The 13,949-nt window shown below is 65.1% G+C and carries 14 protein-coding genes; 4 read left to right on the forward strand and 10 right to left on the reverse strand.

Going from position 1 to position 13,949, the window contains the following annotated elements:
• Positions 1-51 precede the first annotated feature (51 nt).
• The 6 genes from SR870_RS04580 to aroQ form a co-directional block, all read right to left on the reverse strand.
• Positions 52-1,146, reverse strand: coding sequence for a histidine kinase dimerization/phosphoacceptor domain -containing protein (locus tag SR870_RS04580; protein WP_322516862.1), 1,095 nt, complete (start codon positions 1,144-1,146; stop codon positions 52-54).
• On the reverse strand, positions 1,143-1,586 hold the full coding sequence (locus SR870_RS04585; RefSeq protein ID WP_322516863.1) for a response regulator: 444 nt from the start codon (positions 1,584-1,586) through the stop codon (positions 1,143-1,145). The genes SR870_RS04580 and SR870_RS04585 overlap by 4 nt, the downstream gene beginning before the upstream one ends.
• The gene (locus SR870_RS04590; RefSeq protein ID WP_322516864.1) at positions 1,583-3,115 is read right to left on the reverse strand and encodes a sensor histidine kinase; all 1,533 of its coding nucleotides are present in this window, start codon (positions 3,113-3,115) and stop codon (positions 1,583-1,585) included. The genes SR870_RS04585 and SR870_RS04590 overlap by 4 nt, the downstream gene beginning before the upstream one ends.
• Positions 3,116-3,227: 112 nt before the next feature.
• On the reverse strand, positions 3,228-4,583 hold the full coding sequence (accC, locus tag SR870_RS04595) for an acetyl-CoA carboxylase biotin carboxylase subunit (protein WP_322516865.1): 1,356 nt from the start codon (positions 4,581-4,583) through the stop codon (positions 3,228-3,230).
• Between the two features lie 110 nt (positions 4,584-4,693).
• Entirely contained in the window at positions 4,694-5,191 is a 498-nt protein-coding gene (accB, locus tag SR870_RS04600; RefSeq protein ID WP_322516866.1) for an acetyl-CoA carboxylase biotin carboxyl carrier protein, read from the reverse strand.
• Between the two features lie 47 nt (positions 5,192-5,238).
• Positions 5,239-5,688: a type II 3-dehydroquinate dehydratase gene (aroQ, locus tag SR870_RS04605; protein ID WP_322516867.1), complete on the reverse strand. Its 450-nt coding sequence runs from the start codon at positions 5,686-5,688 to the stop codon at positions 5,239-5,241.
• A gap of 610 nt (positions 5,689-6,298) precedes the next feature.
• Here aroQ and SR870_RS04610 point away from each other — a divergent pair.
• A complete protein-coding gene (locus SR870_RS04610; RefSeq protein WP_322516868.1) occupies positions 6,299-6,511 on the forward strand; it encodes a hypothetical protein in 213 nt (70 codons plus the stop codon).
• 108 nt (positions 6,512-6,619) lie between these two features.
• Here SR870_RS04610 and SR870_RS04615 read toward each other — a convergent pair whose 3' ends face one another.
• The 4 genes from SR870_RS04615 to SR870_RS04630 all read right to left on the reverse strand — a co-directional run bounded on the left by SR870_RS04615 (position 6,620) and on the right by SR870_RS04630 (position 10,408).
• Complete coding sequence (locus SR870_RS04615) at positions 6,620-7,387, reverse strand: DsbA family protein (protein WP_322516869.1); 768 nt, start codon at positions 7,385-7,387, stop codon at positions 6,620-6,622.
• 219 nt (positions 7,388-7,606) lie between these two features.
• Positions 7,607-8,236, reverse strand: coding sequence for a peroxiredoxin (locus tag SR870_RS04620; RefSeq protein WP_322516870.1), 630 nt, complete (start codon positions 8,234-8,236; stop codon positions 7,607-7,609).
• A 210-nt stretch (positions 8,237-8,446) separates the two neighbouring features.
• Positions 8,447-8,842, reverse strand: coding sequence for a BA14K family protein (locus SR870_RS04625; RefSeq protein ID WP_322516871.1), 396 nt, complete (start codon positions 8,840-8,842; stop codon positions 8,447-8,449).
• 150 nt (positions 8,843-8,992) lie between these two features.
• Positions 8,993-10,408, reverse strand: a complete 1,416-nt coding sequence (locus tag SR870_RS04630; protein WP_322516872.1) for a M48 family metalloprotease — start codon at positions 10,406-10,408, stop codon at positions 8,993-8,995.
• A gap of 122 nt (positions 10,409-10,530) precedes the next feature.
• Between SR870_RS04630 and SR870_RS04635 the strand changes: the two genes are divergently transcribed.
• The 3 genes from SR870_RS04635 (at position 10,531) to SR870_RS04645 (ending at position 13,884) form a co-directional block, all read left to right on the forward strand.
• Positions 10,531-11,718, forward strand: coding sequence for a pyridoxal phosphate-dependent aminotransferase (locus SR870_RS04635; protein WP_322516873.1), 1,188 nt, complete (start codon positions 10,531-10,533; stop codon positions 11,716-11,718).
• A gap of 159 nt (positions 11,719-11,877) precedes the next feature.
• Positions 11,878-12,441, forward strand: a complete 564-nt coding sequence (locus tag SR870_RS04640; RefSeq protein WP_322518191.1) for a biotin transporter BioY — start codon at positions 11,878-11,880, stop codon at positions 12,439-12,441.
• Between the two features lie 105 nt (positions 12,442-12,546).
• Positions 12,547-13,884: a dicarboxylate/amino acid:cation symporter gene (locus SR870_RS04645; RefSeq protein WP_322516874.1), complete on the forward strand. Its 1,338-nt coding sequence runs from the start codon at positions 12,547-12,549 to the stop codon at positions 13,882-13,884.
• The last annotated feature ends 65 nt before the right edge of the window (positions 13,885-13,949 follow it).

Consider the following 13,949-nt stretch of genomic DNA (forward strand, 5'->3'; position numbering starts at 1 on the left):
CGTAGCAAGGCGCGGCTGGTCGGCACAAGGCTGGGATTACGTATCGACGCGTCAGGCAGTCGCTGGGGCCGGTGCCGGTGCCGCCGCCGGGCTCTTGGTGCGGCGGAAACGTAGCACCATCCGGGTGCCGGAATGTGCCGGGTCGCGCTCGACGCTGGCGTCGAGCTTGGTCGCCATGGCATTGACGATGCGCTGGCCCATGCCGGTCGAGTGCGGATTGGCCTTGACCGCAAGGCCGACGCCGTCATCGGAGATCGCGAGTTCGAGATCGTCGCCCTGGGCCTTCAGAATGACGTGGATCGGGCCCTTTCCTTCCGGATAGGCGTACTTCACCGCGTTCATCACCAGTTCGTTGACGACGATGCCGATCGCGACCGCGCGGTCGGGATCGATCTCGACCGCCTCCGCCTCCAGCGTCAGACGCGACATCCGGTTGCCTTCAGCCGAGCGACGCAAATCCTCGAGCAGCGCTTCGAGATACTGGTTCAGCATCACGCTTTTGAGATCGTGCGAGGTGTACAGCCGACGGTGCACCTGCGCCACCGCGGCGACGCGCCCCATCGCGTTGGTCAGCGCCGCCTTGACCTCGCTCTCCTTGCTGGAGGAGGCCTGCAGATGCAGCAGCGACGCGATGATCTGCAGCGAATTGCCGACGCGGTGGTTGACCTCGCGCAGCAGCATCTCGCGCTCCGCGGCCAGCGCAGCGTAGCGGTCGCGCGAGGCGCGGACTTCGGCTTCGGCGTCGTCGCGCGCCTTGCGGATGACGGCCTGGCGCAGCGCCTGGTCGGCGGCGACCTGGAGCAGGGGGACGAAGTCGCCCTGGGTGTCCTTCACCAGATAGTCCGCGGCGCCGGCTTTCAGCGCGGTCACCGCGATGCTGGAATCCTGTGATGCAGTGACGAACACGACCGGCGGCGCATCCGGAATGTTCTGGATCTGCTCGAGCGTTTCCAGCCCGTCGAGGCCGGGCATGTATTGATCCAGCGCCACCACGTCGATGCCGCCTTGACGCAACCGCGCCAGCCCGGCTTCGCCGCTCAGGACGTGCTCGACGCAGAAGCCCTGCCGCTTCAGGCCACGGCTGACCAGGCGCCCGAGCGCCTCGTCGTCGTCGATATACAGCAGGGTCGGCGAAGAAGGAGTCATGGAGCCTCGGTTTGAGGAACCTGGATCACGGAAAAGAACAGGCCGAGCTGACGTATCGCGTTGGCGAAGCTCTCGTAGTTCACCGGCTTGGTGATGTAGACGTTGCAGCCGAGTTCGTAGCAACGCTTGATTTCCTGCGCGTCGTCGGTGGTCGTCAGCACCACGACCGGCGTGCATTTGAGATGATCGTTTTCCTTGACGCGCCGCAGAATGTCGATGCCGCTGGTGTCGGGCAGATTGAGATCGAGCAGAACCAGCAGGGCTCGATTCTGGTGTTCGACGCCGGACCCGTCGGGACCGAACAGGTAGTTCAGTGCCGCTGTACCGGAGGTGAACGGAATGATCTCGTTGTTGACGCCGGAGCGGCGGATATTGCGCTCGATCAGGCGCGCGTGGCCCTCGTCGTCCTCGATCATGATGATGGTGACTGGATTGCTCATGAGCGGGATTCCCGATTGGTCGCCGCAGTCCATTTCATCGGCAACGTGATAATGAAGGTGGAGCCCTCGCCGAGCGTCGAGGACACCGACATGGTTCCGCCCAGCCGGCGAACGAGCGCGCGAACGTGGGCGAGCCCGATCCCTTGGCCGGGCCTGTCCTGTGTACCGGCACGGCGGAAAAGATCAAAGATTCTCTGATGGTCCTTGGGATCGATCCCCCGCCCGTTGTCGACGATTTCGAAGATCGCGAAGCCGAGTTTCTGGCGGCCGCGCACACGGATGTCGCCGGGAACCCCGTTCTTGAGATATTTCAGCGCATTGTCGATAAGGTTGGAGAAAATCTGCTCGAGCGCGAGCCGGTCGCTGACGATCTCCGGCAACGGCTCGATGCGGATTTCGGCGTTCGCCTCGGCGGCTTGATGAGCCATCGTCGAGACGATGTTCTCGATCAACTCCCTGGTGTCGATCGGAACGGGCTGGAACTGGCGGCGGCCTTCGCGCGTGAGGTTGAGGATCGCGCTGATCAGCCGGTCCATCTTGCCGATCGACGACTTGATGAAGGCGAGCGCCTCGGTGAAATCCTCCGAGAGCTGCTGGTCGGCCGGCTCCAGTTCCGGCTCACCGTCGCTGTCGGCCTTTTCCGGCATCTGTTTGTCGGCGACTTCCCGGCTCAGTGTGGCGATGCGGCGGAAGATGTCACTGCGCAGCTCTTCGAGTTCGCTGGTGAAGCCCATGATGTTGACCAGTGGCGAGCGCAGATCGTGGCTCACGATATAGGCGAAGCGCTGGATCTCCTCGTTGGCCTCGCGCAGGTCGGTGGTGCGCTCGGAAACCGTGCTTTCGAGGTTCAGATTGTTCTCGCGCAGCAGAGCTTCGGCTTCGTCGCGGGCGCGCGCGGATCGCCGCACCAGGAAGATCGAGAGCCCGGCGAGCACCAGCACCAGGCCGGAGCCGGCGGTCGTGACGATCGACGTCAGCGACTGGCTGCGATCGGCCGCCGCGGTCCGCATCACGAACAGCCTGTTCTCCTCGGCCCGCATCGCGGCCATGAAGCTGGCGAACTGGTTCATGGCCTCGCGGCCGCTGTCGTCCTGCACCAATCTCCGGGCCTCTTCGGCGCGGTCGAGCTGGGCGAGCGAGATCAGTTGCTTGAACTTGTCGATCCTGGCCTGCGCGAGTGCGATGCTCCGCTCGATCAGGGGGCGCTGAACCGGATTGTCGGCCACCAGTAGCTGCAGGCGCCGCAGCATAGGCACGACCCGACCCGACGAATTCTCGAACTCCTCGACGAATTCGGGCCGCCCCGTCAGCAGAAAACCGCGCTCCGAACTTTCGGCACGGCGCATCTGCAACTGGGCGAGCGAAATCTGGTTCTCGACCTCCAGGGTGTGCGCCACCGAGGCGCCGTCCTTGCGGGCCTTCTGCAGCAGAAACACCGACGCCAAGCTGATGAGAACCAGGACGGCGAAGGAGAGCGACAGCAGGGAAATCTGGATGAAAGCGCGTCGCCGCGTGGATTCCGGCGTCACCGCGCGGTCTCCGTCATTCTAATACAAAACAAGAACATTCCCCGCGAGGCGGCCCAATCTGCAACCAGCCCAACGCCGAACTCGGAGAACGGTTCCCCGGTTCGGGAAATTTCTAGCGGCCCTCGAGCGCGCCGCCCGCGAGATACTGCTCCAGCCAGTGGATGTGATAATCCCCGTCGATGATCCCGGGCTCGCGCACCAGCGCCCGGAACAGCGGCAGCGTGGTTTCGATGCCGTCGACCACCATCTCGTCCAGCGCGCGCCGCAGCCGCATCAGGCATTCGCCGCGGGTTTTGCCGTGCACGATCAGCTTGCCGACCAGCGAGTCGTAATATGGCGGGATGGTGTAGCCCTGGAACACAGCGGAATCGATCCGGACGCCGAGCCCGCCGGGCGGGTGGTAGCGCGCGATCTTGCCGGGCGACGGGCGGAAATTGACCGGATTCTCGGCGTTGATCCGGCACTCGATGGCGTGGCCGTTGAGCACGATCTCGTCCTGCGCCACCGGCAGGTCGCCGCCGGCGGCGATCCGGATCTGCTCCAGTACGAGGTCGATGCCGGTGATCATCTCGGTGACCGGATGCTCGACCTGGATCCGGGTGTTCATTTCGATGAAGTAGAACTCGCCGTCCTCGTAGAGGAATTCGATCGTGCCGACGCCGACATAGTTCATGTCCTGCATCGCCTTGGCGCAGATGCCGCCGATCCGGGCGCGCGCTTCCGCGCTGATCACCGGGGAGGGGCTTTCCTCCCACACCTTCTGGTGCCGGCGCTGCAGCGAGCAGTCGCGCTCGCCGAGATGGATCGCGCCGCCGCGGCCGTCACCCAGGATCTGGATTTCGATGTGGCGCGGCTTCTGCAGATACTTCTCCAGATAGACCGAGGCGTCGCCGAAGGCGGCCTTGGCCTCGTTGCCGGCGGTGGAGATCGCCATCGACAGATCTTCGGCGGTGTGCGCGACCTTCATGCCGCGGCCGCCGCCGCCGGCGGCGGCCTTGACCAGCACCGGGAAGCCGATCTCCTTGGCGATCGTCATCGCGTCGTCGTCCGGGCCGACCGCGCCGTCCGAGCCCGGGACCACGGGGATGCCGAGCCGCTTGGCGGTTTTCTTGGCCTCGATCTTGTCGCCCATCAGGCGGATGTGCTCGGCCTTCGGGCCGATGAATTGCAGATTGTGGTCGGCGAGAATCTCGGCGAAGCGCGCATTCTCGGACAGGAAGCCGTATCCGGGATGCACCGCGTCGGCGCCGGTGATTTCGCAGGCCGCGAGCAGCGAGGGTATGTTGAGATAGCTGTCCTTCGACGGCGGCGGGCCGATGCAGACGCTTTCATCGGCGAGGCGGACGTGCATCGCGTCGGCGTCAGCGGTCGAATGCACCGCGACGGTGGCGATGCCGAGTTCCTTGCATGCGCGCAGAACCCGCAAGGCGATCTCGCCGCGATTGGCTATGAGGATCTTGTCGAACATCGGACTACCGAGCTGTAAGGGCCAAAGGGGCGAAGGCGAGGTGCGAGTAGCGAATGGGAAGACGACCGGGGCGCCGTTCAATTCGCTAGTCGGAAACTCCCTGGTCGCTCTTACTCAACCACCACCAGCGGCTCGCCGAACTCGACCGGCTGGCCGTCTTCGACGAGGATCTGGGTGACGGTGCCGGCCCGTGGCGACGGGATCTGGTTCATCGTCTTCATCGCCTCGATGATGAACAGCGTCTCGCCGGCGGACACCCGGGAGCCGACCTCGATGAACGGCTTGGCGCCGGGCTCCGGCGCCCAATACACCGTGCCGACCATCGGCGAGGGCACCACGCCGGGATGCTTGGCGATGTCGATCACCGCGGTCTCGATTGCGGTGATCGCGCCTCCTGCGGCGGGCGCCGGGGCATAGCCCATCGGCACCGAGGCCGCGATGCTGACGTTGCGGGCGACGCGGACGCGGAGCCCGGCGCGCTCGATCTCGATCTCGGTGAGATTGGTCTCGTCGAGCAGCAGTGCGAGTTCGCGGATCAGCGTGCTGTCGTCGGTCGCCTTGTCGTCGTTGGGTTTCGCGGCGGTCTTGGTGTCAGGCTGGCGGGCCATGTTTCGATCCAGATGTCTTGAGTGAATGGGGCGGGTCAGGCCTCGGGTCAGGCGTTGGCGCCGATTTTCGCGGCGAGACCAAGGATGGCCAGCCGGTAGCCGTCGATGCCGAAGCCGCACAGGCTGGCAAAGGCGGCCTTCGCGATGAAGGAATGGTGGCGGAAGCTGTCGCGCGCAAAAACGTTGGAAACGTGGACTTCCACGGCCGGGATCTGCACCCCGACCAGCGCGTCATGCAGCGCCACCGACGTGTGGGTATAGCCCCCGGCGTTCAGCACGATCCCGACGGCCTGCTCGGAGCGCGCCTGATGTATCCAGTCGATCAGTTCGCCCTCGTGGTTGGACTGCCGGCAGACGGCCGAAAGGCCGCAGCCGGCCGCGGTCTCGATGCACAGCCTTTCGACGTCGGCCAGCGTTGCGTGGCCGTAAATCTCCGGCTCCCGGGTCCCGAGCAGATTCAGGTTCGGGCCATTGAGCACGTAAATCGTTTGCGGCATCCGAATTTCCGGCAATGTCAGCGAAGCTCTCCGGCGGGCGCGCCGTCGGGCCGAAATCCGGCGCTGCAGCACCGGGTCCAGGCAAAATTCACTTGATTGTCCGGCGTTATAGGTAACCTCACGGCTGAGGGGAAGCCTGAACACGTTCCAGCGACGCCTGAATCGGCTGATGCTTTGGACGAGCATGGCAAGGCAAGTTTCAGCAAATGCTTGCGATCCGTTTGCAGCGGATGATGAGCCGGACAATCTCTGCGGGCGATCGGCGCACAGGAAAACGCAATCGGCGTTCCTTGCGATGCGGTGCGCCTTGCGAGGGCGCAAGCGAGACCCGCGACATCCGCGTGGAACCAGCGTCGCGAAAGCCCGTTCTGTGGAGACCTTGCTCCTTCAAAAAACGGTCCGGCGTCGCTGCCGAATTTCTGGAGCGCGGAATGCCGCGGTTTTGGTTTGGCAATTCGGAAACTGGAGGCGTAGGTTTGATTTCAAAGATGGGTGCCTCCGCTGACGCGGACGCGCACGAGGCCGGACCGCCCGAGCAAACGCCCGCGGTTCGACGCGCCTGATCTCAGGCATGCTGCTTGCATCGCGAAGACGTTCAACGGGAGGCACTATGGCCCGCTACATCGTGCGATTTATGAAGGACATCCTCGGCGAGAACGGCCGCCAGGCCGAGATTTGCCAGAGCTCCCTGGAGGTCGAGGCGGCGAACAGCCGCGACGCCACCGAGATCGCCAAACAGAAATTCTGTCAGATGGAGCGGCTGAACGAATGGTCGCTCCACGCCGACCGCGTTCACGTCGCTGAAACCGACTGCCGTCCGTAGCCGGCGGCTCGACGAGCGCGGTCCATCGCGCCATCGAGGCCGCCACGGGGCGGCGGCCTTGCTGCCGATCTCCCCGGGAAGCCCGATGAGGGGTGACGTCCGCAGAGCTCAGCACTGCTCCTTGCCGCAGCGGGCGAGCGCCACCTTCTGGCGCAGCGTGTCGAGGCCGACCGCGCCGACCACCACCTGCTTGCCGATCACGTAGCTCGGCGTGCCGTTCATCCCCATCGCTTCCGCGAGCCTGAAGCTCTCTTCAATGGTGGCGCGCACTTCCGGGCTCGCCATGTCCTTCTCGAGCCGGGCCATGTCGAAGCCGGCGTCCTTGGCGGCGGCCATCGCGCGCGCCTTGTCGGCCTGGCCGCGGCCGCCCATCAGCTTCTGGTGGAAGTCGAGATACTTCTTGCCGTCGGGCGCCTGCATGCGCACCGCGATCGCCACCTGCGCCGCTTCGACCGAGGGCGGGCCGAGCACCGGAAACTCCTTCAGCACGATCTTGAGCTTCGGGTCTTCCTTCATCAGCGTGAGCATGTCGGTCATCGCGCGCTTGCAGTAACCGCAATTGTAATCGAAGAACTCGACGAAGGTGACGTCGCCGTCCTTGTTGCCGAGCGTCACGCCGCGGGGCGAATTGAAGATCGCCTGGGCGTTGTCCTTGATCGCGGCCTGATGCTTCTCGGCGGCGGCATTGGCCTGGCGCTTGCTCAGTTCGTCGGATGCCTCTTCCAGGACCTCCGGGTGCGACACCAGATAGTCCTTGATGATCTGTTCGATCTGGCTGCGCTGCTCGTCGGAGAATTTCTGCGCCGCGGCGGCAACTGGCGCGCCGATCAAAACGAGCGCGAGCAGGGCGGCGGCAAAGCGGCGGAACGACAGCATGGGCAATCCCTTCAGACGGACAATCGGATACGTATGGCGCACGGATTCGTGCGCTTCATAGCGCTTTTCCCGCCCAATTACGCGCAATTTGTGAACACGTTCCGGTCGGGCGCACCAAAACCCGCCTGCCGCGAAGCGGCGGCGGCCGTAGCGATCGGGGCCGGCGCCGGCGTTCGTCGTCGCGACCGCCGGCACCGTCTGACTGTGTGACGCCGTGGGCTACTTGACGGTGGTCAGGCGCAGATAGGGACGCGGCGCGTCCCAGCCCTGGGGAAACGCCTTCACGGCGTCTTCGCCCTGCAGCGACAGCGGGATGATCACCTTGTCGCCGGCCCGCCAGTCCGCAGGGGTGGCGACGCGATACTTGTCCGCAAGTTGCAGCGCATCGATCACCCGCAGGATCTCGTCGAAATTCCGGCCGACATTCATCGGGTAGGTCATGGTCAGCCGGATCTTCTTGTTCGGGTCGATGATGAACACCGAACGCACCGCTGCGGTTTCGCTCTGGTTGGGATGGATCATGTCGTAGAGCCGCGCCACCGTGAGGTCGGCATCCGCGACGATCGGAAACTGCAGATCGGTCTGTTGCGTATCGTTGACGTCGTCGATCCACTTCAGATGCTCCGACACCGTGTCGGTCGAAAGCCCGAGCGGCTTGACGTTGCGCGCAGCGAATTGCTGCGACAGCTTCGACGTCTTGCCCATTTCGGTGGTGCAGACGGGGGTAAAATCGGCGGGATGGCTGAAGAAGAAGACCCAGGAATCGGCGGCCCAATCGTGCAGCGAGATCCGACCCTTGGTGGTGTCGGCGGTGAAATCGGGCGCGGTGTCGCCGATATGGAGAGACATCGATTGAACTCCTGTGTGCCTAGGAAATGAGCAAGCCCGCGCGCGGCGCGGGACAGCCCGACTGTAGTGACGCTTTGTGGCACCGTGAAAGCGGGAACGGCTCGAGCCGTGTCGAGGCGGGGCGGGGCGGTGCGCGATCACCACTTCATTATAGCGAATGATCGCGCACCGTGGTCAGTGCTTTCAACGCAGATCAACCACGCATTTCGACTACGGGCAGGGGCGAGCCCGGCCGTCGTTGCCGATATAGGTCATGGTCGCCGGGTTGAACGAGCGGTAGCGCTGTGAGCAGTAGCCGATCGCATCGCGGCGGCGGGCGTCTTCCGCGGCGCTCGCAGCGATCGCGCCGCCGATGATGGCGGCGCCGATGCCGAGTCCGATCGCCGCGCCGGCATTGCCGCCGCCGCCCCAGCCACGTCCGCGTCCACGTCCACCACCGCGTCCACGGCCGCGCTGTGCGTAGGCCGGCGTTACGCTCGCCGTCATCGCCAAGCCCGTGGTTGCGATCATGCCGAAGCCGTACATCGTCAGCAGCATGACGCCGGCCAACGCGCGCGTGATCAGCCTGCGTGCGGTGCCGCCGTCTTGCGGTCTCGATTTCATCATGGATGTCTCTCCCTCTTCTGGTAGCCGCGCGACTCTAGGCGCGAGGGCGCGGCATGGCAAACATCGAGACACTCTGTCGCCGCGATGTATTTGCCAGACTGCCCCCGTCTGCGGCCGATACGCGTGTGATCGGCGATCACACGCAGTACGCTATTTGGATGTTGGTTTCGCTTCGACGATATCGTCCGCCTTGACCCAGCCCGGCGAGCCGACCGGGAAGCGGGTTTTGGCGCGGGACGCCAGTTCGCGCGCGGTCTTGTTGTCGCCGCGCAGGAACGCCGCCTGGGCCGAGGCGAGATCGGCCTCGGCGTAGTCGCCCTTGCGGCCATAGGCCATCGCGAGCTGGCTATAGCCGAGCGGCGCTTCGGCCTCGCGCGACAAGGCGGCGCGCAGAATCCGGATCGCCTCGTCGGTGGTACTCTTGTTGCCGGAGGCGACCAGCGCCTGGCCGAGCAGCATTTCGATCAGGGGCGCGCCGCGGCTGAGCGACAACGCCTTGCGCAGCGGCGCGATCGCTTCCTGCGGCCGGCCGCCTTCGAGCAACGCCTGGCCGCGCAGCTCGTAGAAATAGGGGTTGTTCGGCTCGCTCTGGATCAGGCCGTCGATCTGGGCCAGCGCCGAGCGCGGATCGCCGTGCAGATAAGTCGAGATGGCGCGGGCGTAGCGTGCGGGGAGGCTGGTGTTCGACGGCGGATAGCGCCGGTTAACGGTGTCGGGACGCTCCATGAAGCCGGAGGTCTTGGCCCGCATCATATCGTGGCGGAGCTGCAGCCCGGGATCGTCCTTCTTGTCCCAATTGGCGCTGGAGCGCGCGAGTTCTTCCAGTGCGCGGACGCGTTCGGCCGGCATCGGATGCGACTGCGCATAGGGATCGGCCCCGCGCGCGGCGAACAGGCTCTCGTCGGTGAAGCGGCGGAAGGTCTCGTACATGCCCTTCGCGGACTGGCCGGTGGCGTCGAGAAATTTCACCGCGGCCTTGTCGGCGTTCTCTTCCTGCTGGCGCTGATACGACAGCAGATTGCGCCGGATCATTTCTTGAGGCGCCGAGATCGCTGCCGCGCCGATATTGCCGGCGCCGCTGTTCGGGCCGGCCTTGGAGCCCGCCACCATCGCGCCGACGCCGAGCAGCATCGCGACGATCATCTGCGTCTGCGCCTGCGCGAGTTGGGTGCGCAGCTTGGACAGATGACCGCCAGCGAGATGGCCGGTCTCGTGCGCCAGCACGCCGATCAATTGGTTCGGCGTCTGCGACTGCATCAGCGCGCCGTAATTGACGAAGATGCGGCGGCCGTCGGCGACGAAGGCGTTGAAATTCGGATCGTTGATGATGGCGACCCGGATGTTCTGCTTTTCGAGGCCCGCGACGCGCAGGATCGGCCGCGTATAGTCGCGCAGCAGATTCTCGATCTCGGTGTCGCGCAGCAGCGGCGGCCCCTTCTGCTGCGGGGCTTGCGCAAGGCCGGGAACCGGGGCGAGCGCCAGCGCCGCGGCGGTCGCAATCGCCACCAGCCGCGACGCCTGCGAACGGGTCTTCCGGCGCAGTTCTTCAAGCAGAGCTTCAACCATCACTTTGGGCATTGGCCGAGGTTCGAATAACGGATATCCCCTGATCAGCCCAGCAATACGGCAGCAGCGCGACGTCCGCCGGGTTTCGCCGAACCGAACCGCGCGGGAGATAGCAGATTTCAATGCGCGATGCGACCAAGACAGCGGCGGCGCGTCAATTGTTGACGGCGTCCGCGCGGAGCGATGTACCGCCCTTCATGGTGATGGATGTGATGGCGGCCGCGGAGCGGATCGAGGCCGCGGGCGGTCACGTGATTCACATGGAGGTCGGCCAGCCATGGGCGTCCGCACCACGCACGGCGCTCGCCGCCGCGCATCAGGCGCTGGAACAGGGCCGCATCGACTACACCTCGGCGCTCGGCATTCCGTCGCTGCGCGCGCGGATCGCGCGGCACTATCGCGAGGTCTATGCCACCGAGGTCGATCCCGATCGCATCGTCGTCACCACCGGGTCCTCCGGCGCTTTCATCCTGTCGTTCCTGGCGCTGTTCGAACCCGGCGATCGGGTCGCGGTGACCGTGCCCGGCTATCCGCCGTATCGCCACATCCTCACCGCGCTCGGCTGCGTGCCGGTGCCGATCGAGACGCATAGCGAGACGCGACATGCGCTGACCGGGGAGGCGCTGCTCGCCGCGCACCGCAAGGCGCCGCTGAAGGGCGTGCTGGTCGGCAGTCCCGCCAATCCGACCGGCACGATGATGACGCGTGCGGCGTTGACCGAATTGATCGCGGTCGCCGAGAGCGAGGGCATCCGGTTCATTTCCGACGAGATCTATCACGGCCTCGACTACGCGTTCCCGGCGGTGACCGCGGCCGAGCTGTCGCCGAACGCCGTCGTGATCAATTCGTTCTCGAAGTACTTCTGCATGACCGGCTGGCGTGTCGGCTGGATGGTGCTGCCCGAGCCGCTGGTGCGGCCGGTCGAGCGGCTGCAGCAGAATCTGGCGATCTCGGTGCCGACGCTGTCGCAGATCGCGGCAGAGGCGGCGTTCGACGGCCGCGACGAGATGGAAGCGGTGAAGCGCGGCTACGAGGAAAACCGCAAGATCCTGATCACAGGTTTGCCGCAAGCCGGGCTGGCCGATTTCCTGCCGGCCGACGGCGCGTTCTACCTCTATGCCGACGTCTCGAAATTCACCGCGGACAGCTTCGACTTCACCAAGCGGATGCTGGCCGAAGCCCATGTGGCGGCGACCCCCGGAACCGATTTCGATCCGGTCCGGGGCAAGAATTTCGTCCGGTTCTCCTACGCCCGCTCGGCGGACGACATGCGCGAGGCGGTGCGCCGCATCACCGCCTGGCTGGGGTGAACATCCCGGCCACGTGACGGAGGGATGCAGATTCGAGGCTTGATCTCAGCGGCATTTCGTCGCTATAGGCACCCGCGAATAATTCCTTCCTGGAGAAATCCGTTGCAGATCGGTTCGTCCGCGCCACCGTCCTCCGGGCGGCACATCGCGCTTGCCGCGATGCTGTGGCCGCAGCGCGCGGGCGTTTCCGTCGAAATCCTCCGGGCGATCGCCCTGATCTGCGTCGGCTGCGTGCTCCTGACGGTCTCGGCGAAGTTCAACCTGGCGTTGCCGCTGGTGCCGATGACGCTGCAGACACTGGTTGTCCTGCTGATCGGCGCTGCCTATGGGGCGCGGTTGGGCGGCGCGACGGTGCTGGCCTATCTGGCGGTGGGGGCGCTCGGCCTGCCGGTGTTCGCCGGGCCGATCGGCGGACTTGCGCCGTTGACGGGGCCGACAGCCGGGTATCTGGCGGGATTCGTCGTCGCCGCCTTCGTCGTCGGCTGGTTCGCCGAACGCGGCTGGGATCGCTCGGTGCCGAGGCTGTTCGTGGCAATGGCGTTGGGTCACCTCGCGATCCTCATGCTCGGCTTCGGTTGGCTCGCTTACGGCCTGCATCTCGGCGCCGCGAAAGCGTGGTCGGTCGGCGTGGTGCCGTTCCTCGCCGGAGCGCTGCTCAAGAACGCGCTCGGCGCGGCGATGCTGCCCGTGATCCGGCGGCTGTTCGACGGCCGGCGAGGGTGATCCGGCACGCTTCCGTTCAATTCCGAATCGATTTGGCCGACCGGTCTGCCTGTGGTCGTCCCGACGTCATCAAGACAGGCACATCGAGACCAGTGGAGTGATGCCATGTCGACGATGACCGATGTCGGCGTTCCAGTAACGTCGCATCAAGCCAGCGCGAAGCCCTGGTACAAGGTGCTCTATATCCAGGTGCTGATTGCGATCGCGCTCGGCGTGCTGGTCGGTTGGCTGTCGCCGCATCTGGCGACCAATCCATGGATCAAGGCGCTGGGTGACGGTTTCGTCAAACTGATCAAGATGGTGATCGCGCCGATCATCTTCTGCACCGTCGTCTCCGGCATCTCGCATATCCAGGACGCCCGCAAGGTCGGCCGGGTCGGCATCAAGGCGCTGGTGTATTTCGAAGTGGTCTCGTCATTCGCGCTGATCCTCGGTCTCATCGTCGGCAATCTGGTGCCGGTCGGGCACGGGCTGGCCACCAAGCCAGACGCCGGGGCAGTCGCGAAATATGTGGACCAGGCCAGCCACATGCACGCCGTCGATTTCTTCCTGAATATCATTCCGGAGAGTGTCGTCGGAGCGTTCGCGAAGGGCGACATCCTGCAGGTGTTGTTGTTCGCGATCCTGTTCGGCTTCGCCCTGATGGCGCTCGGCGAGCGCGGGCATCGGCTGCGCGACGTGATCGACGACACCGCGCATGCAGTGTTCGGCGTGATCGCGATCGTGATGAAGGCGGCGCCGATCGGGGCGTTCGGTGCGATGGCCTTCACCATCGGCAAATACGGCCCGGCCGCACTCGGCAATCTGATCGGCCTGGTCGCGCTGTTCTACACGACCGCGGCGCTGTTCGTGTTCGTCGTGCTGGGGCTGATCGCCAAATTCGTCGGCTTCAACATCTTCAAGTTCCTCGGCTACATCAAGGACGAGCTGCTGATCGTGCTCGGCACCTCGTCGTCCGAGAGCGCGCTGCCGCAGCTGATGGAAAAGCTCGAGCGGCTCGGCTGCTCGAAATCGGTGGTGGGTCTGGTGGTGCCGACCGGCTACTCGTTCAACCTCGACGGCACCAACATCTACATGACGCTGGCGACGCTGTTCATCGCGCAGGCGCTCGGCATCGAGCTGTCGTTCACCGAACAACTCACCATTCTGCTGGTCGCGATGCTGACGTCGAAGGGCGCGAGCGGAGTCACCGGCGCGGGGTTCGTGACGTTGGCGGGGACGCTTGCGGCGGTGAATCCGGCCCTGGTGCCGGGCATGGCGATCGTGTTCTCGATCGACAAATTCATGAGCGAGGTGCGGGCGCTCACCAACATCACCGGCAACGGCATCGCCACGGTGTTCGTGTCGTGGTGGGAGGGCGAACTCGATCACGACCGGCTGCACGCCAACCTCAACAAGACCATCGACCCGTCCGACGTCGAGACCGCAATCACCACCGGCTGATCAGCCGACCGGTCCCTGAAACGAAAACCGCCCGGCTTTTGACCGGGCGGTTTTTTGTCAGATTA

Source organism: Rhodopseudomonas palustris (genome assembly GCF_034479375.1).
Taxonomy (GTDB): Bacteria; Pseudomonadota; Alphaproteobacteria; order Rhizobiales; family Xanthobacteraceae; genus Rhodopseudomonas; species Rhodopseudomonas palustris_M.

What these genes read in the sequence shown, in the direction of transcription:
- accB (WP_322516866.1), bottom strand. Translation starts at nt 5,191, where the DNA reads ATGGCCCGCCAGCCTGACACCAAGACCGCCGCGAAACCCAACGACGAC.
- aroQ (WP_322516867.1), bottom strand. Translation starts at nt 5,688, where the DNA reads ATGCCGCAAACGATTTACGTGCTCAATGGCCCGAACCTGAATCTGCTC.
- SR870_RS04635 (WP_322516873.1), top strand. Translation starts at nt 10,531, where the DNA reads ATGCGCGATGCGACCAAGACAGCGGCGGCGCGTCAATTGTTGACGGCG.
- SR870_RS04645 (WP_322516874.1), top strand. Translation starts at nt 12,547, where the DNA reads ATGTCGACGATGACCGATGTCGGCGTTCCAGTAACGTCGCATCAAGCC.
- accC (WP_322516865.1), bottom strand. Translation starts at nt 4,583, where the DNA reads ATGTTCGACAAGATCCTCATAGCCAATCGCGGCGAGATCGCCTTGCGG.
- SR870_RS04630 (WP_322516872.1), bottom strand. Translation starts at nt 10,408, where the DNA reads ATGGTTGAAGCTCTGCTTGAAGAACTGCGCCGGAAGACCCGTTCGCAG.
- SR870_RS04615 (WP_322516869.1), bottom strand. Translation starts at nt 7,387, where the DNA reads ATGCTGTCGTTCCGCCGCTTTGCCGCCGCCCTGCTCGCGCTCGTTTTG.
- SR870_RS04610 (WP_322516868.1), top strand. Translation starts at nt 6,299, where the DNA reads ATGGCCCGCTACATCGTGCGATTTATGAAGGACATCCTCGGCGAGAAC.
- SR870_RS04620 (WP_322516870.1), bottom strand. Translation starts at nt 8,236, where the DNA reads ATGTCTCTCCATATCGGCGACACCGCGCCCGATTTCACCGCCGACACC.
- SR870_RS04625 (WP_322516871.1), bottom strand. Translation starts at nt 8,842, where the DNA reads ATGATGAAATCGAGACCGCAAGACGGCGGCACCGCACGCAGGCTGATC.
- SR870_RS04585 (WP_322516863.1), bottom strand. Translation starts at nt 1,586, where the DNA reads ATGAGCAATCCAGTCACCATCATCATGATCGAGGACGACGAGGGCCAC.
- SR870_RS04580 (WP_322516862.1), bottom strand. Translation starts at nt 1,146, where the DNA reads ATGACTCCTTCTTCGCCGACCCTGCTGTATATCGACGACGACGAGGCG.
- SR870_RS04640 (WP_322518191.1), top strand. Translation starts at nt 11,878, where the DNA reads ATGCTGTGGCCGCAGCGCGCGGGCGTTTCCGTCGAAATCCTCCGGGCG.